This is a genomic window from Sphingomonas sp. CV7422, assembly GCF_027945725.1.
Classification (GTDB): domain Bacteria; phylum Pseudomonadota; class Alphaproteobacteria; order Sphingomonadales; family Sphingomonadaceae; genus Sphingomonas; species Sphingomonas kyungheensis.
In genome coordinates, this window is the sequence record NZ_CP115900.1 from 131,767 (window position 1) to 154,078 (window position 22,312).

Annotated in this window: 28 protein-coding genes; 14 read left to right on the top strand and 14 right to left on the bottom strand. The window is 68.3% G+C overall.

All coding sequences use genetic code 11. The features are described from left to right. Positions 1-6: 6 nt before the first annotated feature. Entirely contained in the window at positions 7-1,278 is a 1,272-nt protein-coding gene (gene mnmE / locus PBN85_RS00705; RefSeq protein WP_271299824.1) for a tRNA uridine-5-carboxymethylaminomethyl(34) synthesis GTPase MnmE, read from the bottom strand. After that, entirely contained in the window at positions 1,278-1,523 is a 246-nt protein-coding gene (locus PBN85_RS00710) for a DUF6489 family protein (protein ID WP_271299825.1), read from the bottom strand. Before PBN85_RS00710 ends, mnmE begins: the two co-directional genes overlap by 1 nt. Before the next feature lie 71 nt (positions 1,524-1,594). On the opposite strand from PBN85_RS00710, the gene PBN85_RS00715 reads away from it, so the two are divergent. Then, the gene (locus PBN85_RS00715; RefSeq protein ID WP_271299826.1) at positions 1,595-2,317 is read left to right on the top strand and encodes a dienelactone hydrolase family protein; all 723 of its coding nucleotides are present in this window, start codon (positions 1,595-1,597) and stop codon (positions 2,315-2,317) included. A 34-nt stretch (positions 2,318-2,351) separates the two neighbouring features. Here the strand turns inward: PBN85_RS00715 and PBN85_RS00720 are convergent, their stop codons facing one another. From PBN85_RS00720 to hemE, 6 genes are all read right to left on the bottom strand, one after another. Further along, positions 2,352-3,047 (bottom strand): YjbE family putative metal transport protein, encoded by a 696-nt coding sequence (locus tag PBN85_RS00720; RefSeq protein ID WP_443026775.1) that lies wholly within the window; start codon positions 3,045-3,047, stop codon positions 2,352-2,354. A 174-nt stretch (positions 3,048-3,221) separates the two neighbouring features. Then, positions 3,222-4,478: a transcription termination factor Rho gene (gene rho, locus PBN85_RS00725; protein ID WP_037535927.1), complete on the bottom strand. Its 1,257-nt coding sequence runs from the start codon at positions 4,476-4,478 to the stop codon at positions 3,222-3,224. A gap of 148 nt (positions 4,479-4,626) precedes the next feature. Further along, entirely contained in the window at positions 4,627-4,914 is a 288-nt protein-coding gene (locus PBN85_RS00730; protein WP_271299827.1) for a type II toxin-antitoxin system RelE/ParE family toxin, read from the bottom strand. Continuing rightward, entirely contained in the window at positions 4,911-5,180 is a 270-nt protein-coding gene (locus PBN85_RS00735; RefSeq protein ID WP_271299828.1) for a type II toxin-antitoxin system ParD family antitoxin, read from the bottom strand. The genes PBN85_RS00730 and PBN85_RS00735 overlap by 4 nt, the downstream gene beginning before the upstream one ends. A gap of 21 nt (positions 5,181-5,201) precedes the next feature. Next, positions 5,202-5,648: a CopD family protein gene (locus tag PBN85_RS00740; protein WP_271299829.1), complete on the bottom strand. Its 447-nt coding sequence runs from the start codon at positions 5,646-5,648 to the stop codon at positions 5,202-5,204. Further along, positions 5,648-6,673, bottom strand: coding sequence for a uroporphyrinogen decarboxylase (hemE, locus tag PBN85_RS00745; RefSeq protein WP_271299830.1), 1,026 nt, complete (start codon positions 6,671-6,673; stop codon positions 5,648-5,650). The genes PBN85_RS00740 and hemE overlap by 1 nt, the downstream gene beginning before the upstream one ends. A 394-nt stretch (positions 6,674-7,067) precedes the next feature. On the opposite strand from hemE, the gene PBN85_RS00750 reads away from it, so the two are divergent. The 11 genes from PBN85_RS00750 to PBN85_RS00800 all read left to right on the top strand — a co-directional run bounded on the left by PBN85_RS00750 (position 7,068) and on the right by PBN85_RS00800 (position 14,031). Further along, complete coding sequence (locus tag PBN85_RS00750; protein ID WP_443026756.1) at positions 7,068-7,880, top strand: pyruvate, water dikinase regulatory protein; 813 nt, start codon at positions 7,068-7,070, stop codon at positions 7,878-7,880. A gap of 107 nt (positions 7,881-7,987) precedes the next feature. After that, on the top strand, positions 7,988-8,575 hold the full coding sequence (locus PBN85_RS00755) for a Maf family protein (protein ID WP_271299831.1): 588 nt from the start codon (positions 7,988-7,990) through the stop codon (positions 8,573-8,575). Continuing rightward, positions 8,572-9,414, top strand: coding sequence for a shikimate dehydrogenase (aroE, locus tag PBN85_RS00760; protein WP_271299832.1), 843 nt, complete (start codon positions 8,572-8,574; stop codon positions 9,412-9,414). The genes PBN85_RS00755 and aroE overlap by 4 nt, the downstream gene beginning before the upstream one ends. Beyond that, a complete protein-coding gene (coaE, locus tag PBN85_RS00765; RefSeq protein WP_271299833.1) occupies positions 9,411-10,004 on the top strand; it encodes a dephospho-CoA kinase in 594 nt (197 codons plus the stop codon). The genes aroE and coaE overlap by 4 nt, the downstream gene beginning before the upstream one ends. A 7-nt stretch (positions 10,005-10,011) precedes the next feature. Next, positions 10,012-10,704, top strand: a complete 693-nt coding sequence (gene dnaQ, locus PBN85_RS00770; RefSeq protein WP_037535921.1) for a DNA polymerase III subunit epsilon — start codon at positions 10,012-10,014, stop codon at positions 10,702-10,704. Between the two features lie 51 nt (positions 10,705-10,755). Next, positions 10,756-11,364 (top strand): ribosome hibernation-promoting factor, HPF/YfiA family, encoded by a 609-nt coding sequence (hpf, locus tag PBN85_RS00775; RefSeq protein ID WP_037535919.1) that lies wholly within the window; start codon positions 10,756-10,758, stop codon positions 11,362-11,364. A gap of 60 nt (positions 11,365-11,424) precedes the next feature. Further along, positions 11,425-11,889, top strand: coding sequence for a PTS sugar transporter subunit IIA (locus PBN85_RS00780; RefSeq protein ID WP_271299834.1), 465 nt, complete (start codon positions 11,425-11,427; stop codon positions 11,887-11,889). Continuing rightward, entirely contained in the window at positions 11,879-12,334 is a 456-nt protein-coding gene (locus PBN85_RS00785; RefSeq protein WP_037535917.1) for a PaaI family thioesterase, read from the top strand. The genes PBN85_RS00780 and PBN85_RS00785 overlap by 11 nt, the downstream gene beginning before the upstream one ends. Beyond that, positions 12,331-12,657: a DUF1491 family protein gene (locus PBN85_RS00790; protein ID WP_037535915.1), complete on the top strand. Its 327-nt coding sequence runs from the start codon at positions 12,331-12,333 to the stop codon at positions 12,655-12,657. Before PBN85_RS00785 ends, PBN85_RS00790 begins: the two co-directional genes overlap by 4 nt. A 153-nt stretch (positions 12,658-12,810) precedes the next feature. Then, positions 12,811-13,488, top strand: coding sequence for a cell wall hydrolase (locus PBN85_RS00795; RefSeq protein ID WP_271299835.1), 678 nt, complete (start codon positions 12,811-12,813; stop codon positions 13,486-13,488). 51 nt (positions 13,489-13,539) lie between these two features. Further along, a complete protein-coding gene (locus tag PBN85_RS00800; protein ID WP_037535911.1) occupies positions 13,540-14,031 on the top strand; it encodes an MmcB family DNA repair protein in 492 nt (163 codons plus the stop codon). Positions 14,032-14,177: 146 nt separating this feature from the next. Here PBN85_RS00800 and ribA read toward each other — a convergent pair whose 3' ends face one another. The 4 genes from ribA to PBN85_RS00820 all read right to left on the bottom strand — a co-directional run bounded on the left by ribA (position 14,178) and on the right by PBN85_RS00820 (position 19,454). Next, on the bottom strand, positions 14,178-15,200 hold the full coding sequence (ribA, locus tag PBN85_RS00805; RefSeq protein WP_271300813.1) for a GTP cyclohydrolase II: 1,023 nt from the start codon (positions 15,198-15,200) through the stop codon (positions 14,178-14,180). Between the two features lie 35 nt (positions 15,201-15,235). Further along, the gene (xth, locus tag PBN85_RS00810) at positions 15,236-16,018 is read right to left on the bottom strand and encodes an exodeoxyribonuclease III (RefSeq protein ID WP_271299836.1); all 783 of its coding nucleotides are present in this window, start codon (positions 16,016-16,018) and stop codon (positions 15,236-15,238) included. 246 nt (positions 16,019-16,264) lie between these two features. Next, positions 16,265-16,870 carry a LolA family protein gene (locus PBN85_RS00815; protein WP_037535906.1) on the bottom strand — a complete coding sequence of 202 codons (606 nt, stop codon included), beginning with the start codon at positions 16,868-16,870 and terminating at the stop codon, positions 16,265-16,267. Between the two features lie 256 nt (positions 16,871-17,126). Beyond that, positions 17,127-19,454 carry a DNA translocase FtsK gene (locus tag PBN85_RS00820; protein WP_037535904.1) on the bottom strand — a complete coding sequence of 776 codons (2,328 nt, stop codon included), beginning with the start codon at positions 19,452-19,454 and terminating at the stop codon, positions 17,127-17,129. 117 nt (positions 19,455-19,571) lie between these two features. Between PBN85_RS00820 and PBN85_RS00825 the strand changes: the two genes are divergently transcribed. After that, the gene (locus PBN85_RS00825; protein WP_271299837.1) at positions 19,572-20,786 is read left to right on the top strand and encodes a UbiH/UbiF/VisC/COQ6 family ubiquinone biosynthesis hydroxylase; all 1,215 of its coding nucleotides are present in this window, start codon (positions 19,572-19,574) and stop codon (positions 20,784-20,786) included. Then, complete coding sequence (locus PBN85_RS00830) at positions 20,783-21,304, top strand: MAPEG family protein (protein WP_271299838.1); 522 nt, start codon at positions 20,783-20,785, stop codon at positions 21,302-21,304. The genes PBN85_RS00825 and PBN85_RS00830 overlap by 4 nt, the downstream gene beginning before the upstream one ends. Positions 21,305-21,306: 2 nt before the next feature. Here the strand turns inward: PBN85_RS00830 and PBN85_RS00835 are convergent, their stop codons facing one another. Both PBN85_RS00835 and PBN85_RS00840 read right to left on the bottom strand, forming a co-directional pair. After that, positions 21,307-21,771 (bottom strand): membrane protein, encoded by a 465-nt coding sequence (locus tag PBN85_RS00835; protein WP_037535898.1) that lies wholly within the window; start codon positions 21,769-21,771, stop codon positions 21,307-21,309. Positions 21,772-21,838: 67 nt separating this feature from the next. Beyond that, positions 21,839-22,264 (bottom strand): organic hydroperoxide resistance protein, encoded by a 426-nt coding sequence (locus PBN85_RS00840; RefSeq protein WP_037535897.1) that lies wholly within the window; start codon positions 22,262-22,264, stop codon positions 21,839-21,841. Between the last annotated feature and the right edge of the window lie 48 nt (positions 22,265-22,312).

The window sequence follows — 22,312 nt, forward strand, 5'->3', positions numbered from 1 at the left end:
GGAACATCATTTGCCGATGCAGAACCGCCCGAACAGCGCATCCAACATCACCTCAGTGGCATTCTGACCGAGGATCGATCCTAACGTTCGAACGGCATAACGAAGCTGTTCCGATACGATCAGCGGATCGTTGCTCATCCCGTCGAGAGCCGCCAGAGCCTCACCACACGCCGCCCGTTCGCTCTCCCGGAACGCCAGCGCATCCCCACGCGGCATCAGCATTTCCGCGCGTGACGCGATCATCGTCCATAGCGCCTCGACGCTCGCCGGATCGTTCTGCGCAACCGCGATCCCTGCCCCCGCCACCGGCACCCGGCCGGTGGCATCACTACGCGCCTGCACCCAGATCGCATCCTCGCGCGGAGGTTCGTCGTCCCCCAACCACAGCAGCAGGTCGGCGCGCGCAATCGCATCGCCAGCTCGCGTTACCCCGATCCGCTCGATCGGATCGGCACTATCGGTGAGGCCGGCGGTATCGGTGAGGACATAGACCAGCCCCTGCCGCACCACGGTCGCCTCGATCCGGTCGCGCGTCGTGCCGGCGATATCCGATACGATCGCGACATCGCGCTGGCAGAGCAGATTGATCAGCGTCGACTTGCCGCTGTTCGGCGGTCCGCCCAGCACCACCTGGACGCCGTCGCGCAACCGCTCGACCGCCGGCGCGGCGAGCACATGATGCAGCTCCGCGGCGAGTGTGGCCATACCCTCATGTACCGCGGCAAGACCGTCGTCATCGCCGACGTCATCCTCATCGGCGAAGTCGAGCTGCGCCTCGGTCAGCGCGGCGAGCATCGCCAGCCGGTTGAGCCAGCCGCGCACCTGCTGGCTGACCCGGCCCTCCGCCGCAGCGAGCGCGGCGACGCGCTGCCGTTCGGTTTCTGCGGACAACAGATCGGCAAGGCCCGCCGCCTCGGCAAGATCGATCCGGCCATTGGTGAGCGCGCGACGCGTGAACTCCCCGGCTTCGGCGGCGCGCATTTCCGGCTGTGCAGCGAGTGCACGCAGTATCGCTGTGATCACCGCCCGCCCGCCGTGGCAATGGAGTTCGGCGAGATCTTCGCCGGTCGCCGTTTTGGGTCCCGGAAAGGCGAGGACCAGAGCCCGGTCGAGCAAGGCGCCCTCGTCGTCACGCAACGCCCGCACCTGCGCCGTGCGTGGCGGGGGCAGACTGCCGGCCAGCCGCGCCACCGCCGCGAAGGCCTGCGGTCCGCTCACCCGGATCACGCCGATCCCCGCAGGCGCCGCACCGCTCGACAGCGCGAAGATCGTCTGCATCAGCTGCCCGACTTGCCCCCGGCGCCGGTCGCCTGATCGAACACCTGCCGCCATAAAGCGACGCTGGCATCGCCCATCGGCGACCAGCTGCGCATCAGATTCTCGAGCAGCTCGGGCCGCACCTGGCCGTTCATCGCTTCGAGCAGCGAGGTGACGTAGCGGTCGTGCAGCGGCGTCAGATCGGGCAGACCCATCGCCCGCCGCGCTTCCTCCGGGGTCAGATCCACGTTCACGGTCAGCTTCATACGCGTCGCCCCTTGAGCAGCTCTCTGCCGCGCTGCATAGCTCAGCCCGCCCCCACGCGCGAGAGGACGCCATGACCAAGACCATCCAGATCGAGACACTCGACCACCGCGGCCAGTTCGACGTCTATGTCGCCGAGCCCGCCGGGACGCCGCGCGCCGCGATCGTCGTCATCCAGGAGATTTTCGGCGTTAACGCCGGCATCCGTGCCAAGGCCGACGCCTTCGCGGCGGAAGGCTATCTCGCGCTCGCCCCCGACCTGTTCTGGCAGATCGCTCCCGGCGTCGAGCTCGACCCCGACGTGCCCGCCGAATTGCAGCGCGGGCTCGACCTGATGGGCCAGTTCGATCAGGACGCCGGCATCCGCGACATCGAGGCGACGATCCGCACGGCGCGCAGCCTGCTCATCGATGCCCAGTCCGGCAGCGGTCTTGCCGCGCGCGTCGGCGCGGTCGGCTATTGCCTCGGCGGCCGCCTCGCCTTCATGACCGCGGCGCGTACCGACGTCGATGCGAGCGTCGGCTATTATGGCGTGGGTATCGACGGACTGCTCGGCGAGGCGCATGCGATCGCGCACCCGGTGCTGCTGCACGTGCCGCAGGAGGATCATTTCGTCGACAAGGATGCACAGGCGCGGATGCACGCCGGGCTCGACGATCATCCCAAAGTGACGCTGTACGATTACCCCGGCGAGGATCACGGCTTCGCCGCGCAATTCGGCCAGCGTCGATCGGACGAGGCGGCGCAGCTCGCCGATCGGCGGACCGCCGCCTTCTTCGCCGAGCATCTCGGCTGATACGACAAGGGGGGCGTCGCGCCCCCCTTCCCGCTTACGCGAACAGCGTCATCACGCCGACCCGTGGATCGACCACGCCTTCGTAGATCATCTTGCCGGCGACGTAGAGGATGACGAGCAGGCCGACATAGGCGATCCAGCGATAGCGCTCGATATATTTGGCGATCAGGTTCGCGGCGATGCCCATCATCGCCACCGACAGCAGCAGACCGATGATGAGGATGCCGGGATGCTCGCGCGCCGCGCCGGCGACGGCAAGGACGTTGTCGAGGCTCATCGACACGTCGGCGACCGCGACCGCCCAGGCCGCCGCCGCAAAGCTGCGCGCCGGCTTGACCCCCGCCGCCTCGCCGTCTGCCGCGGCCTCGCCGCCGCCCTGACGCAGCTCGCGCCACATCTTCCACGCGACCCACAGCAGCAGGATACCGCCCGCGAAGATCAGCCCGATCACGCCGAGCAGCCAGCTCACCGCCAGCGCGAAGATGATCCGCAGCACCAAAGCCGCGAGGATGCCGATCAGGATGACCTTCTTGCGCTGATCGATCGGCAGGCCCGCGGCGAGCGCGCCGACGACGATGGCATTGTCGCCCGCGAGCACGACGTCGATCATCAGCACCTGCACGAAGGCGGCAAGCGCGGCCGGCGTGCCGATGTTGGCGAAGTCGCTGACGATATGCTGCCAGATTTCCGCCGGTGACCCCGGCCCGCTGGCGGCGGCGGCGCTCAGCATGGTGATGATGGACACGATACACACTCCCGGTTGATCGACCGGTCCATAACGCAGCAACGCGCGAAAGCCATCGAGCTTCCGCGCGTCGTCGATCCTGCCCTGACGGCTGCCATTCGTCCCCGCGTCGGCCGGCGGTCGGGGTGATCCTCCCCGCCCTCCGGCCAGCCGTGGCGCTTACTGGTTCATCGAGTCGAAGAAATCCTCATTGGTCTTCGAGTTCTTCATCTTGTCGAGCAGGAACTCCATCGCGTCGATCGTCCCCATCTGCATGAGGATGCGGCGCAGGACCCATTGCTTGGACAGCTTGTCCTTGTCGACCAGCAGCTCTTCCTTGCGGGTGCCCGACTTGCCGACGTCGAGCGCCGGGAAGACGCGCTTGTCGGCAACCTTGCGATCGAGCACGATTTCCGAATTGCCGGTGCCCTTGAACTCTTCGAAGATCACCTCGTCCATGCGGCTGCCGGTATCGATCAGCGCGGTGGCGATGATCGACAGCGAGCCGCCCTCCTCGATGTTGCGCGCCGCACCGAAGAAGCGCTTGGGACGCTGCAACGCATTGGCGTCGACGCCGCCGGTCAGCACCTTGCCCGACGACGGCACGACCGTGTTATAGGCGCGGCCGAGGCGGGTGATGCTGTCGAGCAGTATCACCACGTCCTTCTTGTGCTCGACGAGGCGCTTGGCCTTCTCGATCACCATTTCGGCGACCTGGACGTGGCGCTGTGCCGGCTCGTCGAAGGTCGAGGAGACTACCTCGCCCTTCACCGAACGCTGCATGTCGGTGACTTCCTCGGGCCGCTCGTCGATCAGCAGCACGATCAGGAACACCTCGGGGTGATTGTCCGAGATGGCGCGCGCGATGTTCTGCAGCATCACCGTCTTGCCGACGCGCGGCGGCGCGACGATCAGCGTGCGCTGGCCCTTGCCCTGCGGCGAGACGATGTCGATGACGCGTGCCGACTTGTCCTTCTGCGTCGGATCGGCGGGATCGAGCGTCAGCTTCGATTCCGGATAGAGCGGCGTCAGATTGTCGAAATTGACGCGATGGCGGACCGCGTCGGGATCGTCGAAATTGACGCTGGTCAGCTTGGTCAGGGCGAAATAGCGCTCGCCGTCCTTGGGGGCGCGGATCTCGCCCTCGACCGTGTCGCCGGTGCGCAGGCCGTGCTTGCGCACTTGATTGGGCGAGACGTAGATGTCGTCCGGCCCGGCGAGGTAATTGGCTTCGGGCGACCGCAGGAAGCCGAAGCCGTCCTGCAACACCTCGATCGTGCCGAGGCCCATGATCTGGTCGCCATTCTCGGCCTGGACCTTGAGGATCGCGAACAACAGGTCTTGCTTGCGCAGCGTCGATGCGCCCTCGACCCCCAGCTCTTCGGCCATGCTGACCAGCTCGGCCGGGGTCTTTTTCTTCAAATCTCTAAGATGCATGGAATAATCCGAATGCGTAACGGGGAGCGGCTCAGATCGGCGAAGGACACGCAGCGACGGACAGCCAGGAGGAGAACGCGGAGTCGCCGGACGGCGGCTCTACGCGTGTTCAGGACGTAAGAGGACGAACCGGCTTCGTCAAGCGCGGTTACAGCAGGTCGCCATAATCGCGGGCGCTGTGGACAATGTGGAGGATAACGACGGCGTCGTCATCGATCCGGTAGAGGATCACGTAGCGCTTATGGATACGCCGCCGTATGCCGGTGCCCCATGCTTGGCGAACAATCGGGAAACGCCGCGGGAAGTCGCCAAGATCGAGGCATTTAGCACGAAGTTCGGCAACAAACCCACCCGCGGCCCACGGATCGTCGCGGGCAATGAAGTCACCGATCTCCTCCAGCTCTCGCTCGGCGTGATCGGTGAAGCGGACGGTCATTCTTGCGACGGACGCATGGCACGATATTTGGCCTCCAGTCGGTCAAAGACCTGCTCGGCCGGCTTGGTTCGTCCTGCATCGGCATCCTCCTCGCCGCGCCTGACCCCGGCTGCGACCGCCGCAAGCCAGGATTCGCGCTCCTGAACGAGCCGCACGCCCTCGCGCAGCACGTCGTTCGAGGAGCCAAACCGCCCGTTCGCCACGAGTTCGGCGACGACCGCTTCCAGAGGCTGGCCAAGATCCGCGCTGATCACTCCCGTCTCCATCGTTGACGCGCTCGCATCCTATCAAAACGGCTTCACGAACGCCAAGACGACGATCACCGCACCGGCCAGCGCCGGCACCTCGTTGATCAGCCGCAGCCGCCGGCCGTCGAGGCGCATCTCGCCCCGCGCCAGCCGCTTGGCATAGCCGACCGCCCAGCCGTGATAGCCGCTGAGCAGCAGCACGAACGCCAGCTTGGCGTGGAGCCAGCCCTCGGCCCAATGCTGCCCCACCGTCGCCAGCGTCAGCCCGAGCAGCCAGACGAGGATCATCGCCGGCGTCAGGATGATCGACCGCAGCTTGCCCTCGCGCTCGACCCAGCGCGCGGCATCGTCGTCGCGCCCGGCGACCAGCGCCTCCTGATGATAGACGAGATAGCGCGGCAGCATGAACAGGCCCGCCATCCAGAAGATGACGAAGATCACGTGCGCCGCGACGATCCACAGATAGGCACCCGCCAGTACGTCCATCACGATCCCCTCACCCGTGCGACCAGTTGCTCGACATGCGCGATCGGCGTGAACTGGCCGATGCCATGCCCGAGATTGAAGACGTGCGGCCGGTCGCGGAAGGCGGCGAGCACGCGGTCGATCCCGTCATCCAGCGCCGCGCCGCCGGCAAGCAGCGCGAGCGGATCGAGATTGCCCTGCACCGGCATGCCGGCGGGCAGATGCCGGTCCGCCCAGACCGGATCGACCGTCTCGTCCAAGCCGATCGCATCGACGCCCGTCTCGCGCGCATAAGCGGGCAGCTTGCCGCCGGCGCCCTTGGGGAAGCCGATGATGCACGCCTCGGGACAGCGCGCCCGCAGCCCGGCGACGATCGCCGCATTGGGTGCGATCACCCAGCGTTCGAACTGCGCCGGCGACAGCGATCCCGCCCAGCTGTCGAACAGCTGCACCGCCTCGACCCCCGCTGCGATCTGCCGCGCGAGATAGTCGATCGTCATCGTCACGATCGCATCGATGATCGCACTGAAGCCGACCGGATCGGCATAAGCGAGTCCGCGGGTGTCGGCGTGATCCTTCGACCCCTGCCCGGCGACCATATAGGTCGCCACCGTCCACGGCGACCCGGCAAAGCCCAGGAAGGTGGTCTGAGGCGGCAAGGCGGCCGCCACCCGCTCGCAGGTCGCATAGACCGGCTCGAGACGCTCGGGCACCGCCTGCAGCGCGTCCAGCGCATGATCGACCAATGGTGGCGCCAGCCGCGGTCCCTCGCCCGGCCCGAAGCTCAGCGCCTGCCCCAGCGCCCAGGGCACCATCAGGATGTCGGAGAACAGGATCGCGCCGTCGAAGCCGAAGCGCCGGATCGGCTGCAGCGTCACCTCCGCCGCCGCGACCGGATCGGTGGCGAGCGCAAGGAAGCCACCCTTCTCCGCCCGCAGCGCGCGATACTCGGGCAGGTATCGCCCCGCCTGGCGCATCAGCCAGATCGGCGGCACCGCCGGCTTGGCACCGCGCAACGTGGCGAGCAGGGGCTTCACGGCGGACATGTTCACAGGATCGGACAGGGCCTTCTTCCTACTTAAGAAGATTCTAGAAAAGGATGATGCAGTGGTTGGCGCGTGGAACGCGGGATAAAGCATTTCATGCCCTAACCACCCACAGGTTGACCGGCAAGGATCGGCAGAAGCGCGTCGATTCGGGACCCGCCGCCAACACCATCCACAGGCTGTGGATAAAACTGTTCCCTGTGTGTGGCGATGTGGATGGAATCCGGTTTGTCCACGGCGTCGGCGTCGCTTGGCGGGGGTGCCGACTTGCCCTATCGCTTATGCCCATGTTGTCCACAGACTTGCGCGAGAGGGTCGATCAGCGGTCCGATCGCGATGCGCGCCCCGCTCCGACCGGCAACCCTGCGGTTGCCGATTTTTCCGGCCGCCGTTGATGCGGCTCCATCTTCATCTGCTGTCGGACTCGACCGGCGAGACGCTCGAGAACATCGCCAAGGCGGCGCTCGCGCAATATGACGACGTCGAGACGGTGCGGCATTTCTGGCCGATGGTGCGCACCGAAGCGCATCTCGAACGCATCCTCCAGGAGATCGCGCAGAACCCCGGGCTGGTGATCTTCACGCTGGTCAACGTCGCGACGCGGCGCATCCTCGAGCAGCGTTGCCTCGCGCTCGGCCTGCCTGCGGTGGCGCCGCTCGATCCGGTCAACGATGCGCTGTCGGGGCTGCTCGGCCAGCAGGCCAAGGCGCGGCCGGGTCGCCAGCACGTGCTCGACGCCGCTTACTTCGCCCGCGTCGATGCGATCCAGTGGACGATCGCGCATGACGACGGCATCGCCTCGGAGGATTGGGAGGAGGCGGATATCGTCCTTGCCGGCGTGTCGCGTTCGTCGAAGACGCCGACCTCCATCTATCTCGCCAACCGCGGCTGGAAGACGGCCAATATCCCGATCGTCGTCGAAAGCCCGCCGCCGCGCATCCTCTTCACGCTCAGCCGGCCGCTCGTCGTCGGGCTGACGACCAGCGCCGACCGGTTGATCCAGATCCGTCGCAACCGCCTGCTGTCGCTCAACCAGATGCCCGATACGCCCTATGTCGAGGAGGAAGCGGTGACGCGCGAGATCGCCTTCGCCCGCCGCATGTTCGCCGACAACGGCTGGCCGGTGATCGACGTCACCCGCCGCTCGATCGAGGAAACCGCCGCCGCGATCATCGCGCTGGCGAACGAGCGCAAAGTGGCGCGGTGAGGATGGTCCGTCGCCGGTCGAATACCTCTTCGCCGTCACGCCGTCTGGTGTCATTCCCGCCTGCGCAGGGATGACAGGGAGCCGATCGAAACCCAAAGGACGTCCGCATGATCCTCCTCGCCTCCCAGAGCGCCTCGCGCCGCGCGATGCTCACCGCCGCGGGCGTGCCGTTCGACGCGACCGCCGCCGGCGTCGATGAGGACGCCGCCAAGGCCTCGCTCGCCGGCGCGCGGCCGCGCGACCTCGCCGATGCGCTCGCCGAGATGAAGGCGGTCAAGGTCAGCCTGCGTGCGCCCGGCCGGCTGGTGCTCGGCAGCGACAGCGTCGTCGCGCTCGCCGACGGCAGCCTGCTCGACAAGCCGGAGAGCCGCGACCAGGCCGCCGAGCATCTCGCCCGCATGTCCGGCGCGCGCCACGACCTGTGGAGCGCGGCGGTGATCGCCGAGAACGGCCGCCCGGTCTGGCGTCATGTCGAGGCGGCGCGGATGCACGTCCGCCCGCTGTCACCCGCCTTCATCGATCAGTATCTCGATCAGGAATGGCCGGCGATCGCCGGCTGCGTCGGCTGCTACCGGATCGAGGGCCCGGGTGCGCAGCTGTTCCACAAGATCGAGGGCAGCCAGTTCACCGTGCTCGGCCTGCCGCTGCTCAACGTCCTCGACTATCTTAGAGTCCGCAAGGTGATCCCGTCATGACCAGCCCCTTTGCCTCGCCCGGCGACGGTCGCCCCTATGCGGAGGTGATCGGCGACCCCATCGCCCAGTCCAAGTCGCCGATCATCCACGGCTTCTGGCTGGAGCAGCTCGGGCTCGACGCGGCGTATCGCAAGACCCTGGTCGCGCCCGCCGATCTGCCCGCCTTCTTCGCGGCGCGGCGCGACGATCCCGACTGGCGCGGCTGCAACGTCACCATGCCGCACAAGCTCGCCGCGCTCGACCATGTCGAGGATCGCGGCGACGTGCGCGGCGGCATCGGCGCGATCAACACGGTGTTCCGCGCGGAGGATGGCGCCGCGGTCGGCACCAATACCGATGCCGGCGGTTTCTACGCGCCGCTCGCCGGGATCGACTTCGCCGGTCGCGCGGTGACGGTAATCGGCGCGGGCGGCGCGGCGCGCGCGATCCTGTTCGCGCTGGCACGGATGGAGGTCGGCGCGGTGACGCTGCTCAACCGCAACGTGCTCAAGGCCGGCGTGCTGCTTTCCGCCTTCAAGCTCAAGGGGCAGGCGCTGCCGCTCACCGCACCGCTGCCCGACGATACCGCATTGCTCGTCAACGCCAGCACGCTCGGCATGACGGGGCAGCCGCCGCTCACGCTCGACCTGTCGCCGCTCGACGAGGAGGCGATCGTCTACGACATCGTCTATTCGCCGCTCGAAACGCCGCTGCTCGCCGCGGCGCGCGCCCGCGGGCTCGAGACGGTCGACGGGCTCGAGATGCTGATCGGTCAGGCGGCGCTCGCCTTCGAACTGTTCTTCGGCGAGGCGCCGCCGCGGACCCGCGACGATGCGTTGCGGGCGTTGCTGCTCGGATGATCGTGCTCGGTCTGACCGGCTCGATCGGCATGGGCAAGTCGACCGTCGCGGCGATGTTCGCCGCCGAGGGCGTGCCCGTCTTCGATGCCGATGCCGCGGTGCATCGCCTGCAGGGTCCGGGCGGGCGGCTCGTCGCCGCGATCGAGGCGGCGTTTCCTGGCACCACCGGCGCGGGCGGAGTCGATCGCCCTGCCCTCGCCGCCGCGGTGCTCGGCGACGATGCGGCGATGAAGCGGCTGGAGGGAATCGTCCATCCCGCCGTCGCGGTCGAGCGCGCCGCCTTCCTCGCCGCGCATGCCGACGCCCCGCTCGTCGTCTTCGACGTGCCGCTGTTGTTCGAGACCGGCGGCGATGAGCAGGTCGACGCCACCGTCGTCGTCTCCGCCGCGGCCGAGGTGCAGCGCGCGCGCACGCTTGCCCGCCCCGGCATGACCGAGGCGAAGTTCGACGCGATCCTCGCCCGCCAGCTGCCCGATGCGGCAAAGCGCGCGCGCGCGACGCATGTCGTCGCCACCGACGTGTCGCTCGACCACACGCGCGCCGCGGTTCGCCGCGTCATCGCTTGCATGGCGGCGCGCGCAGGCGGATAACGTCCCGATGCGCGAGATCGTCTTCGACACCGAAACCACCGGATTGAGCTTTGCCGGCGGTGACCGGCTCGTCGAGATCGGGTGCGTCGAGATGATCAACCGAGTCGAGACCGGCCGCACCTTCCACGCGTATTATCACCCCGAGCGCAACATGCCCGCCGAGGCGCAGGCGGTGCACGGCATCTCGGAGGCGTTCCTCAGCGACAAGCCGAAATTCGCCGAGGCGGTCGACGATCTCATCGCCTTCCTCGACGATGCGCCGCTCGTCGCGCACAATGCCGGCTTCGACTTTTCCTTCCTCAACGGCGAGTTGCAGCGCTGCGGCCGGCCGATCGTCCACGTCAAGCGGATGGTCGACACGTTGCAGATCGCGCGCAGCCGCCATCCCGGCGCCAAACATACGCTCGACGCCCTGTGTTCGCGCTTCGGCATCGACCGCTCGCACCGCGTCCTCCACGGCGCGCTGCTCGACGCGCAGTTGCTCGCGCAGGTCTATGTCGAACTGCTCGGCGGTCGCCAGATCGGGCTCGGCCTGGTCAGCGACGTGCCCATCGCTACCACGACCCAGGTCGCGGTACGCCGCCCCGTCACCGTCCGGCCGCCGCGGCAGTTCCGCGCCTCCGAGGCGGAACTTGCCGCCCATGCGGCTTTTGTTGCGAAGCTGCAGGACCCGCTGTGGGGGGTCGCGGCGTTGGAATGACGCCAACCGGGTGAAGGCCAACAGGCCAGCCCCATAACCATGGAGACTATAATGGATATCCGGATTTCAGGTCATCAGGTCGCAACCGGCGACGCGCTCAAGGATCATGTGAGCGACCGACTTCAGGGTATCGCCAGCAAGCATTTCGAACGTGCCATCTCGGCCGAGGTGACGTTCGGCAAGGGGCCGCATGACGTCGGCTTCCGATGCGATATCGTCGTGCATGTCATGAAGGGCCTGGTGCTCAAGGGCAGCCATCAGGCGCAGGAGGCGCATCCCGCCTTCGACGCCGCCGCCGCCAAGATCGAGACGCAGCTGCGCCGCTACATGCGCCGGCTCAAGGATCGCCACGCCAGCGAGGCGGTCGCCGCGCAGGAGGACCTCGGCTATGACAATGCCGGCTACACGCTCTTCCAGGAGCCGGCGCAGAGCGACGAGGACGTCGGCGACGCGCCGCTGATCATCGCCGAGACGCGCGTCGACATTCCCGACGCCAGCGTGTCGGATGCGGTGATGATGCTCGATCTGCGCAACACCGCCGCGCTGATGTTCCGCAACGCCGGCACCGGATCGTACAACATGGTCTATCGGCGCGGCGACGGCACGATCGGTTGGGTTGAGCCGCAGCGCGAGGTCGCGCAGCAGCCCGCCGCCGGTTGATCTTCCCCTGCCCCGCCGGTTTGGCTACAGCCCCCGGCGGGGCCACCAATCGAGTCATGCATGCACGATTTCAGCGATCTGCTGCGCCCTGAGGCGGTCTACGAAGGTATCGCCGCCGCGCACAAGAAGGCGCTGTTCGCGCAGCTCGCCCTTGCCGCCGAGACGCTCGGGTTCGACGGCAAGCTCACCGCCGAACGACTCGCCGCGCGCGAGAAGATCGGCTCGACCGGCTTCGGCGGCGGCGTCGCCATTCCGCATGCGCGCCTGCCCGGCCTCGGTGCGGTATCGGGTATCTTCATGCGAATGGCGCAGCCGATCGAATTCGACGCGGTCGATACGCTGCCGGTCGACCTCGTCTTTACCCTGCTCTCGCCGGTCGATGCGGGTGCCGAGCATCTCAAGGCGCTCGCCCGCGTCTCGCGCCGGCTGCGCGACCGCACTTTTCTCGCCAAGCTGCGCGGTGCGGGATCGCCGGATGCGCTCTACGCGCTGTTCACCGCCGACGCGGCGCGCGATGCCGCCTGACGCCGGCGCGCTCGCGCATTTCCGCGCGCTGGAGTCGCTCTACGCCGCCGCGCCGATCAACCGAATGTTCGAATCGCGGCTCGAGGTGGTCGAGGCGGGTGTCGCGCGCATCCACTTCCGGCTGACCGAGGATCATTATCACGCCGCCGGCGCAGTGCACGGCACCAGCTATTTCAAGATGCTCGACGACGCCGCTTTCTATGCCGCGAACAGCCTCGTCACCGATCGCTTCCTGCTCACCACCGCGTTCAACCTGCTGCTCACCCGCCCGCTCAAGGCGGGACCGGTGGTGGCCGAGGGGCGGTGGATCAGCGGCAAGCGGCGCGTCTACGTCGCCGATGCCCGGCTGATCGATGCCGAGGGGGAGGAGGTCGCGCGCGGCACTGGCACCTTCATGCGCTCGCAGATCGCGCTGTCCGGCCTGCCCGGCTATCGCAGCGCGTGACCGCGCGGCTGCCGACGCAGCTCGTCGTCGGCGCGCTGCTCCGCCGCGTCAACGACGCCGGCGGCATCGCCATGGTGCGGGCGCGCGGCGAGGCGCAGGGCGGGGCGATCCTGCTGCTGATCGAACAGCGCGACGGCCCGACGCGCGTGCTCGAACGCCGGATCGACTTTGATGGGGAAGCGACTCTGGCCGATTCGGCCGTGACCGGGGATGTCGAAGGCTATTGGCGGCGGCGCCGCCAATCCGATCCGGATTTGTGGGTAATCGAACTGGACATCCCGGAAGCCGAACGGTTCGCCGCTGAAACGATCGCGTCGAATTGACTATGACAGCCCCGTGACGAAAGCCGCGCGCACAGTGAATGCGCGTTGTGCCGCGCCCGGGTGCGATCCGGGGTGGTGACGCAGTCGGGGGGACGCCCGGACGATCGGCCTGGCCGATCGGGTCCGTGATCTCACCGCACATCGAAGACGTAGATGACGATTATGCAGCGCGCCGCGGCCATCGCGGCGATGACTTTCTCTCTGGCGGGCCTGATCAGCCACAGCTCGCCCGTCAAGGCATCGGACATCGATCGCACCGCGATCCCTGCGCCTGCCTCGACCATCCGCATCATCAATGCGGTCAGCCCCGTCTCGGTTCCCGTCCCGGTCGCCGCCGATCCCGCTCCTACCGTCAGCGCCGCTCCGCAGGCTGCGATGGTTCAGCCGATCCCGACCGAAGAGCAGGACGAGGACGATCATTACAACAGCCTCGCCGAAGCCGTCGCCGCGCAGGACGCCGACGATATCGATTCGTCGCAGCGCTGCCTCGCCGGTGCGATCTATTTCGAGTCGAAGGGCGAGCCGCTCGCCGGCCAGCTTGCCGTCGCCAACGTGATCATCAACCGCTCCAAGTCGGGCCGCTTCCCGACCGACATCTGCTCGGTCGTCAAGCAGCGTGGCCAGTTCAGCTTCGTGCGCGGCGGTGAGATCCCGTCGATCGACCAGGGCCGTGCCAGCTACCGCACCGCGCTCGCCGTCGCCAAGATCGCGCTGGCCGCAGCTTGGGAGAGCCCGGCACCCAAGGCGTTGTTCTTCAATACGCCGAACCGCCGCCCGGCCGGCAACGTCATCAAGATCGCAAGCATCGGCAACCACGTCTTCTATCGCTGAGACGCGACGGACGGGCTTGCTCCGTTCGCATAATGTTCCTAAGCGGGGGTCATGTTGGACATGGCCCCCGCTTCGTGTTTGGACGGCGGCGATGCCGCGCTTTGCGCTGCGGATGTCGCCCGCGGCGTGACGCGGATGTTGCTGCGCCACGATCTCACCACCATCGCCGAAGTGCCGCTCGACGGCGGTCGCCGGGCCGACCTGATGGCGATCGACGCGCGCGGCCAACTCGTCGTCGTCGAGATCAAGGTATCGCGCGCCGATCTGCTCGGCGACGGCAAATGGCCGGACTATCTCGCGCATTGCGATCGATATTACTGGGCGGTGCCGGCGGGATTCGACACCGGTCCGCTCGACGGCGCCGCCTTCCTCCCCGAACGGACCGGGGTGATCGTCGCCGACCGCTACGATGCCGCGATCATCCGCGAGGCGCATACTGTGCCGCTGCCCGCGCACGTCCGCAAACGTTGCACGCTCGCCTTCGCGCGCCGCGCGGCGCTGCGGCTGACCGGGATGATCGATCCGGAGGCGTTCACCGCCTAGGTTCGCGTCGCGCCGGCAATTCGTGTCTTTCGGGTTCGCGTAGAGGCGCGGAGGGCGCAGAGAGGTTGCCCTTTGCGCGGCTGGTGCTCCCTGTCCCTATGGGGACAGAGACGTGCAATCATCCCGCGCCAGCCTCGGCGATCCCGCTACAGCTGATGGCCGGTGCGATCGCGCTTGGTGGCGAGATAGCGCGCATTATGCGGGTTCGGCGGCAGGGCGTGCGGCACGCGCTCGATCACATCGATCCCCGCAGCTTCCAGTCCCTCGACCTTGGCGGGATTGTTGGTCATCAGCCGCACCTGCGTCTGGCCGAGCAGTTCCAGCATCCGCGCGGCGACGCCGAAATCGCGGGCATCGACCGCAAAGCCCAATCGCGTATTGGCATCGACCGTGTCGAATCCCTGATCCTGCAAGGCATAGGCGCGCAGCTTGTTGACCAAGCCGATGCCGCGTCCTTCCTGCCGCAGATACAACAGGATGCCCCAGCCGTTCGCTGCGATCGCCGTTATCGCGGCATGCAATTGCGGGCCGCAGTCGCATTTGAGGCTGCCGAGCACGTCGCCGGTGAGGCATTCGCTGTGCAGCCGGACCAGCGGCGGCGCGCCGTTGGGCTGGCCGATCAGCAGCGCGACATGTTCGTCGCTTGAATCGGGCGCGCGGAAGGCGACGATCTCCGCCTGTTCGGCACCGTCGACCGGCAAGCGCGCGCGCGTCGCCAGCCGGAGCGCGCGTGCGTCCTGATGCGCATCGATCGCCTGCGGGGTGATCGTCACTTCGGCGCCAATGCCGTCGAGGAAGAAGGCGGGAAGCAGCCCGGCGATCCGCGCCAGCCGGATCGCCGCGAGACCCGCCGCGGTCGCATCGACCGGGGCGGTGCGGAACGGCCCCTTCATCGGCGTCGCCAGATCGAGCTGCGGATCGGCCAGCGCGAGCGCGGTCGAGAAATCGAGCCACGGCGCCGCGGCGACGACCACCGGACTGTCCGGATCGGCGGCGGCGAGCTGGTTGGTCAGCTTGAGCGTCGCGGCTCGGCCGTGGGATATCAGCACCTTGCCTGGTTCATTCTGGGTGAACGCCTGCCATCCCGCCGGATCGGCCGTCTCGATCGCGAGCAGCGACAGCGGCGTCTCGCCCGGCGCCTGCATGGCGATCGGCCAGCCGCGGCGCATCGCATCGATCGCGCGGGCGACGGCGCGCGCGTCGGTCACCAGGCGAACTCGGTCATGATCGGCACATGGTCCGACGGCTTGAGCCAGCTGCGGCAATCCTCGTGTACGCTATGCGCCACCGCCTGCGCCGCGACATCGCGGCTCGCCCACATATGATCGAGCCGCCGGCCGCGATCGTTCTTGGTCCAGTCGGGCGAGCGATAGCTCCACCAGGTGTGGAGCCGCGCCGGGGCAGGGTGGAAGTGCCGGCCGAGATCGACCCAGTCGTTCGACGCCTGCAGCCGGTCGAGCGCCTCGACCTCGATCGGCGTATGGCTCACCGTCTTGAGCAGCGCCTTGTGGCTCCACACGTCGCTCGGCAGCGGCGCGATGTTAAAGTCGCCGGTGAGGATCGTCGGGACCGCCAGATCCGCCGACCAGCGCGTCATCCGCTCGAGAAAGTCGAGCTTCTGCCCGAACTTGGCGTTGACCGCCCGATCCGGCACGTCGCCACCGGCGGGGACGTAGACATTCTCCAGCCGCACGCCGTTGGGCAGCCGCACGCCGATATGCCGCGCCTCGCGATTGGCCTGCCAGTCGAACCGATCATCGGCGACGATCGGCACGCGGCTGAGGATCGCGACGCCGTGATGCATCCGCTGGCCGTGGATGACGGTGTGGACATAGCCGAGCGCGTGGAACGCCTCGTGCGGGAAGTCCTCGTCGACCACCTTGGTTTCCTGGAGGCACAGGATATCCGGCGCGACCTCGCGCAGGAACTGCTCGACGATGGCGATCCGGAAGCGGACGGAATTGATATTCCACGATACGATCTTCACGCCGCCGCATCTAGGCAATGGGGCAGGGGCGGGCAAGGTGGACACCGGCCGCCGCGCGCCCAAACGGAAAGGCCCCCGCTCCGGGGGCATGGAGCGAGGGCCGACCTGGCGTTCGTCACGCAGGCGGGAAGGGGGTTGTCCATCCGGGCAACAGGGGGAAAAATCCCGGACGCCCCACATCCGCAAGTGGGTATTTACGCCCGCCAACCTGTCGCGATGATGAATGGCGAGGGCATTTCGCGTTCATTATCGCGTAGTTGACCGCCGTGGGTCGACCCATTTGAACGTTCCGTCGCTAACCGGCACGCCGAAGCGCTGATTGGTCAGGCGAATCGTCGTGCGGTTGTTCTGGCTGTCGAGCTGCACCCAGCCTTGCAGCGCGAGTCCTGCCGGCGCCGCGGCGTCGCGGGCGAAGATCATCGTGATCCGGCCGATCTCGGGATGTTTGGGATCGCTCGCCTCGACCGAGACGACCCGGTCGTTGCCGGTCTGCACCAGCCGGGCGTAGCGGCTGATGTCGCGACTCGGATCGAGCAGCACCGACAGCGGCGAATTCTTGATCGGCCAGCGCTGCACCTGCCGCACCGAATAATCGATGAAGGTGAGCGCGCCGCCCTCCGCGACGATCAGGATCGGCACGCCCTTCTCATATTGGAAGCGCAGCTTGCCCGGGCTCTTGAGCGTGAAGGTGCCGGTCAGCACCTTGCCGGTGCGATCGGTCTGGGTGAAGCCGGCGGTCATCGTCGTCAGCGCCTGGAGATGGCGTTGCACCGCGGCAAGATCGCCGGTCTGCGCCTGAACGGCAACGGGAGCGCTGAGCGCGGCGGCAAGGGCGAAAGCGGATCGGATCATGCGGGTCCTGATGGGCAAGGGGCGTTGAATGGCCGCTTAACTGCGCAACCGGGATGGTGGGTCCCGACGCGCCCGGTCAGCGATGCGGAGCGGCGGCCGGTGCGCGTCGGGGGAGGGTGCGTACAATCAAGCGCCCGCTCGCGGAGATCCGTGCTTCGACAGGCTCGGCACGAACGATGGAGGAGGCCTTTCATCCTACCGTTGGCCCTGACCCTGTCGAAGGGCGGGTAGCACACGGCCCCCCCCGCCGCCGACGTCAGATCGCATGCCCCTCGGTATCGCGCAGCACCTCGCGGCGGCCGACGTGATCGGGGCGGCTGACGATGCCGTCCTTCTCCATCTTCTCGATCAGCCGCGCCGCGGAATTGTAGCCGATGCGCAACTGGCGCTGGAGCCAGCTGGTCGACGCCTTCTGCGATTCGCACACCAGCTGGATCGCGCTGCGATATTGCTGGTCCTCGGCGGAATCCTCCCCCTCCGGCGCGCCTTCCAGCGCGAAGCTCTCCTCGGGCTCCTCGGTGACCGAGGTGATATAGTCGGGCTGGCCCTGCGCGCGCCAGTGATCGGCGATATGGTGGACCTCGTCGTCGCTGACGAAGGGCCCGTGGACACGGACGATGCCCTTGCCGCCGGGCATGTAGAGCATGTCGCCCTTGCCGAGCAGCTGTTCGGCGCCCTGTTCGCCGAGGATGGTGCGCGAATCGATCTTGCTGGTGACGTGGAAGCTGATCCGCGTCGGCAGATTGGCCTTGATGACGCCGGTGATGACGTCGACCGACGGGCGCTGCGTAGCCATGATCAGGTGGATGCCCGCGGCGCGCGCCTTCTGCGCCAGCCGCTGGATCAGGAACTCGACCTCCTTGCCCGCGGTCATCATCAGGTCGGCGAGCTCGTCGACGATGACGACGATCTGCGGCAGCGGTTCGTAGTCGAGCTGCTCCTCCTCATAGACCGGCTGGCCGGTCTCGGGATGATAGCCGGTCTGGACGCGGCGGCCGAGCCGCTGGCCCTTCGCCTTGGCGGCGCGCACCTTGTCGTTGAAGCCGGCGAGGCTGCGCACGCCGACCGAGGACATCTGGCGATAGCGGTCCTCCATCGTCTCGACCGCCCATTTCAGGGCGCGCACCGCCTTGGCGGGATCGGTGACGACCGGCGACAGCAGATGCGGAATATCGTCGTACATGCTCAGTTCGAGCATCTTGGGATCGATCATGATCATCCGGCACTGGTCGGGCGTCAGCCGGTAGAGCAGCGACAGGATCATGCAGTTCAGGCCGACCGACTTGCCCGAGCCGGTGGTGCCGGCGACGAGCAGGTGCGGCATCGGCGCGAGATCGGCGATCACCGGGTCGCCGGCGATGTTCTTGCCGAGGATGATCGGCAGCTGCGCCGCCTGATCCTCGAACGTCTGGCTGCCGACCAGCTCGTGCAGCGACACCGATTCGCGCTTCTGGTTGGGCAGTTCGATGCCGATGACGTTGCGCCCCGGGATCACCGCGACGCGCGCCGACACCGCCGACATGTTGCGCGCGATATCGTCGGCGAGCGCGATGACGCGGCTCGCCTTGATGCCGGGGGCGGGCTCCAGCTCGTACATCGTCACGACCGGGCCGGGCCGCACCTCATTGATGACGCCGTGCACCTTGAAATCGTCGAGGACGTTCTCGAGCAGGCGCGCATTGCGTTCGAGCGCCGCCTTGTCGATCGTGCCCTTGGGCGCGGGCGGCGCCGGGGTGAGCAGGTCGAGCGAGGGCAGGGTATAGCTGTGACCGAGGTCGAGGCTCTGCTGGCGCGGCTTGGGCTTCGCTGCCGACGGTGCCGAGCTGCGGTCGGCGATGACGGGGGCCGGGCGCGGATCGGGCTCGGCGAGCGCGCGTGGTTCGACCTTGCGGGCGAGCTGCAACGGCTCGTCGGCAAGGTCATCGTCATAATCGTCGTCGTCCTCGACGTCATAGGCGTCGGTAACCGAATCGTCCGCGGTCCGCACGCGACGCAGCCGGAAGCGCCGTTCGCCGAGGTCGATCTCGAGGCTCTTCGCCCAGATGATGATGCCGCCGACTCCCGCCGCGAGGCCGACGCCGCGCGCCAGCCAGCGCGCTACGCCGGGCTGGCCGAGGAAGCCGAGCGCCCATTGCACGGCGTGCGCGACGGCGAGGCCGATGATGCCGCCCCAGCCGGCGGGGAGCGCAAGCACCGACGAATCGGAGACGAAGGCGAGCGCCGCCGCCATCAGCGCGACGCCGATCGCCGCGTTGCGCAGCATCGCCGCCCAGCGCCCCGGCGGCTGATCGCGCCACAGGCGCAACGCGACGATCGGCGCTACCGGCAGCAGCAGCGCCACCGCCGGCCCGAACAGGGTGAGCGCGCAATCGGCGAACCACGCTCCCGGCGGCCCTGCCCAATTGAGGATCGGTCCGCCCGATGCGGTGTTGAGCGCCGCGTCGCTGGCATGGTAGCTGGCCAGCGCCAGCACCATCAGCACGGTGAGGAGGAACAGCGCGATCGCGGCGATCAACGCACCGCCCCGCACCGCCCCTGCCTTCACCGTCTCACGCAACAGCCCTGGCTGCGCACGGCTCGCCATTCCCAGTTCCTTCAATGTGCGAAATGCGCCGGAATCATCGGGCCGCCGGTGCGTTACGTCAAGGCAGTTGGCGACAGGCCGATTGGCACCCGCGCGGTGCAGGCGTAGGGAGGCGATATGGATACAGATGTCATCATCCTGGGCGGCGGCCTGGTCGGCGCGACGCTCGCACTCGCGCTCGACACGCATGGCCTGACCAGCACCGTCATCGATCCCGCCGACCCGGCGGTGGTGCTCGCACCCGGCTTCGACGGCCGCGCCTCGGCGATCGCCAGCGCGAGCGGGCGGATGCTCGACGCGATCGGCATCGGGGCGACGCTCGCCGGGCAGGGCTGCGCGATCCGCCATATCCGGGTCAGCGACGGGCTCGCGCCGGGCAAGCTCGATTTCCGCCCCGCCGACGACGATGGCGCGCTCGGCACGATGTACGAGAACAAGGCGCTGCGGTCGGCGCTGTTCACAGCGGCGAGCGGCGCGGCCGGCATCGACCTGCGCATGCAGACCCGTGCGGTCGACGTCGTTCGCGGTCCCGCCGGCGTCACCGCGACGCTCGATTCGGGGGAGACGGTGCGCGGGGCGCTGCTGATCGCCGCGGAGGGCCGCAATTCGCCGACGCGCGAGGCGGCGGGCATCCCGGTCGCGCGCTGGCAGTATGACCATGCCGCGATCGTCGGCGCCTTCCACCATCAATATCCGCACGAGGACGTCGCCTACGAGATCTTCTATTCCGCCGGCCCCTTCGCCCTGCTGCCGCTGCCCGACGATGCGATCGGCCATCGCTCGGCGATCGTCTGGTCGGTGAAGGGCGAGGACGGACCGGCGATGATGAAGCTCGGCGACCGCGCCTTCCTCGCCGAGGCGAGCAAGCGGATGGGCGGCTTCCTCGGCGCGCTGCACGACGCCAGCCCGCGCGCGAGCTACCCGCTCGGCTTCCACCATGCGGCGCGAATCACCGCGGACCGGCTGGTGCTGGTCGGCGACGCCGCGCACGGCATCCATCCCATCGCGGGGCAGGGGCTCAACCTCGGCCTGCGCGACGTCGCGACGCTGGCCGAGGTGCTGGTCGAGGGCAAGCGGCTCGGCCTCGACCTCGGCGATCCCGCGCTGCTCGAACGCTATCAGCGCTGGCGCGGGCTCGACACCTTCATGGTCGCCGCGGCGACCGATACGCTGACCCGGCTGTTCGGCATCCCCGGCAAGACCGCGAGCGCGGTGCGGCGGTTCGGGATCAGCGCGGTCGATCGCCTGCCGCCGCTCAAGGACCGGTTCATGGCCGAGGCGCGCGGCGAAAGCGGCACCTTGCCCAAGCTGTTGCAGGGGCTGCTGGTATGAGCGAGCCGGTGTCTGCGCCGAAGCGGTCGCCGCAGACCGGTGTCGCGCGCGGCATCGGCATCGGCCTGGGGCTGACGATCGCCGCGGCGATCCTCGGCAGCTATCGCAGCAGCGCCGCGGTGCTCGAGGCGCGGCTGACCACCCTGGGCATCGCGCTGCTGGTGCTGGGCCTGTGGATGGCGGCGGCGATCGGCGACGTGGCACGCCGCCGTTTCGCCTCGACGGCGGCGATCGGTGGCCGCGACGGTGTCGACGACCGGGTCGATGCGGCCAATGCGATCCTGCGCAACACCGCCGAACAAGCGCTGCTCGCCAGCATCGCTTATGCCGCGCTGACCCTGATCAGCGATCACGCGCGCGTGCCGGTGGCGCTGTTCGCCGCCTGTTTCACCGCCGGACGGCTGCTGTTCTGGAGCGGCTATCGCGATGGTGCCGAAGCGCGCGCGCTCGGCTTCGCGCTGACCTTCTACCCCAGCATCGCCGCGCTGCTGATGGCGGCGCTGGCGATGCTGCGCTGAGGTCAGAGCTCGTCGGCGACGAGCCGCGGGTTGGCGATGACCAGGCCGGCGCCGAACACCAGCGCGTCCTCGACGAAGCCGCTCGCGGTCTGACCGAAGCGGTCCATCGCGGCGCAGCGCAACCGCCAGCCGATATAGGAGGAGGCGAGCGCGCTGGCGACGGCGATGCCGCCGCCGAGCAGCCGCTTGCCGCGCGGCGCCAGCGCGGCGCCGGCATAGGCCGCGGTGACGCTGCGCACCGCCAGCCCGACCGGGACGATACGATCGGGCGCCGTCTTCATCTTGTCGCCCGCCATTTCGGCGGCGGCAAAGGCGGCCGTCCCCGCGGCGACCAGCGGATGGCGCATCAGCGACTGGAGCGGCAGCGCGGCGGGCACCTCGTGCCGGCGCGTCGCGGTGGCGATCACCGCCAGCGGGGTGATGCCGCGCTGGCCGGCAACCAGGCCGATGAGGAACGAACGGATCATGGCAAAACCTTCGGAAGAGTAGGCTGCTACAATCCGCGTGCCGCCATCCGTATCCGCGAGCCCGTCATCAGGCGAGCGTCAGCCCGACATCGACGTTGCCGCGCGTCGCGTTCGAATAGGGGCAGATCCGATGCGCCGCCTCGACCAGACGGTTCGCGTCCGGCTCAGCGATGCCGGGCAGCGCCACCGCGAGATCGGCGGTGATGCCGAAGCCGCCTTCGGCGCGCGGACCGATGCCGACCGTCGCGGTCACCGCGACATCGTCCGGCACGGCCAGCTTGAGCTCGCGCCCGGCGACCTTGAGCGCGCCGATGAAGCAGGCGGCGTAACCGGCGGCGAACAGCTGCTCGGGGTTGCTGCCCTCGCCACCGGCGCCGCCCAGCTCGCGCGGCGTCGACAGGCCGATGTCGATGCGACCATCGTCGGACCGGGCATGGCCGTCGCGGCCGCCCGTGGCGGTGGCGGTGGTGCTGTATTTGACGTCGACCGACATGGCGAACTCCTGTTTGTTATCGCGATAATGATTTAGGATCGTCGCGGC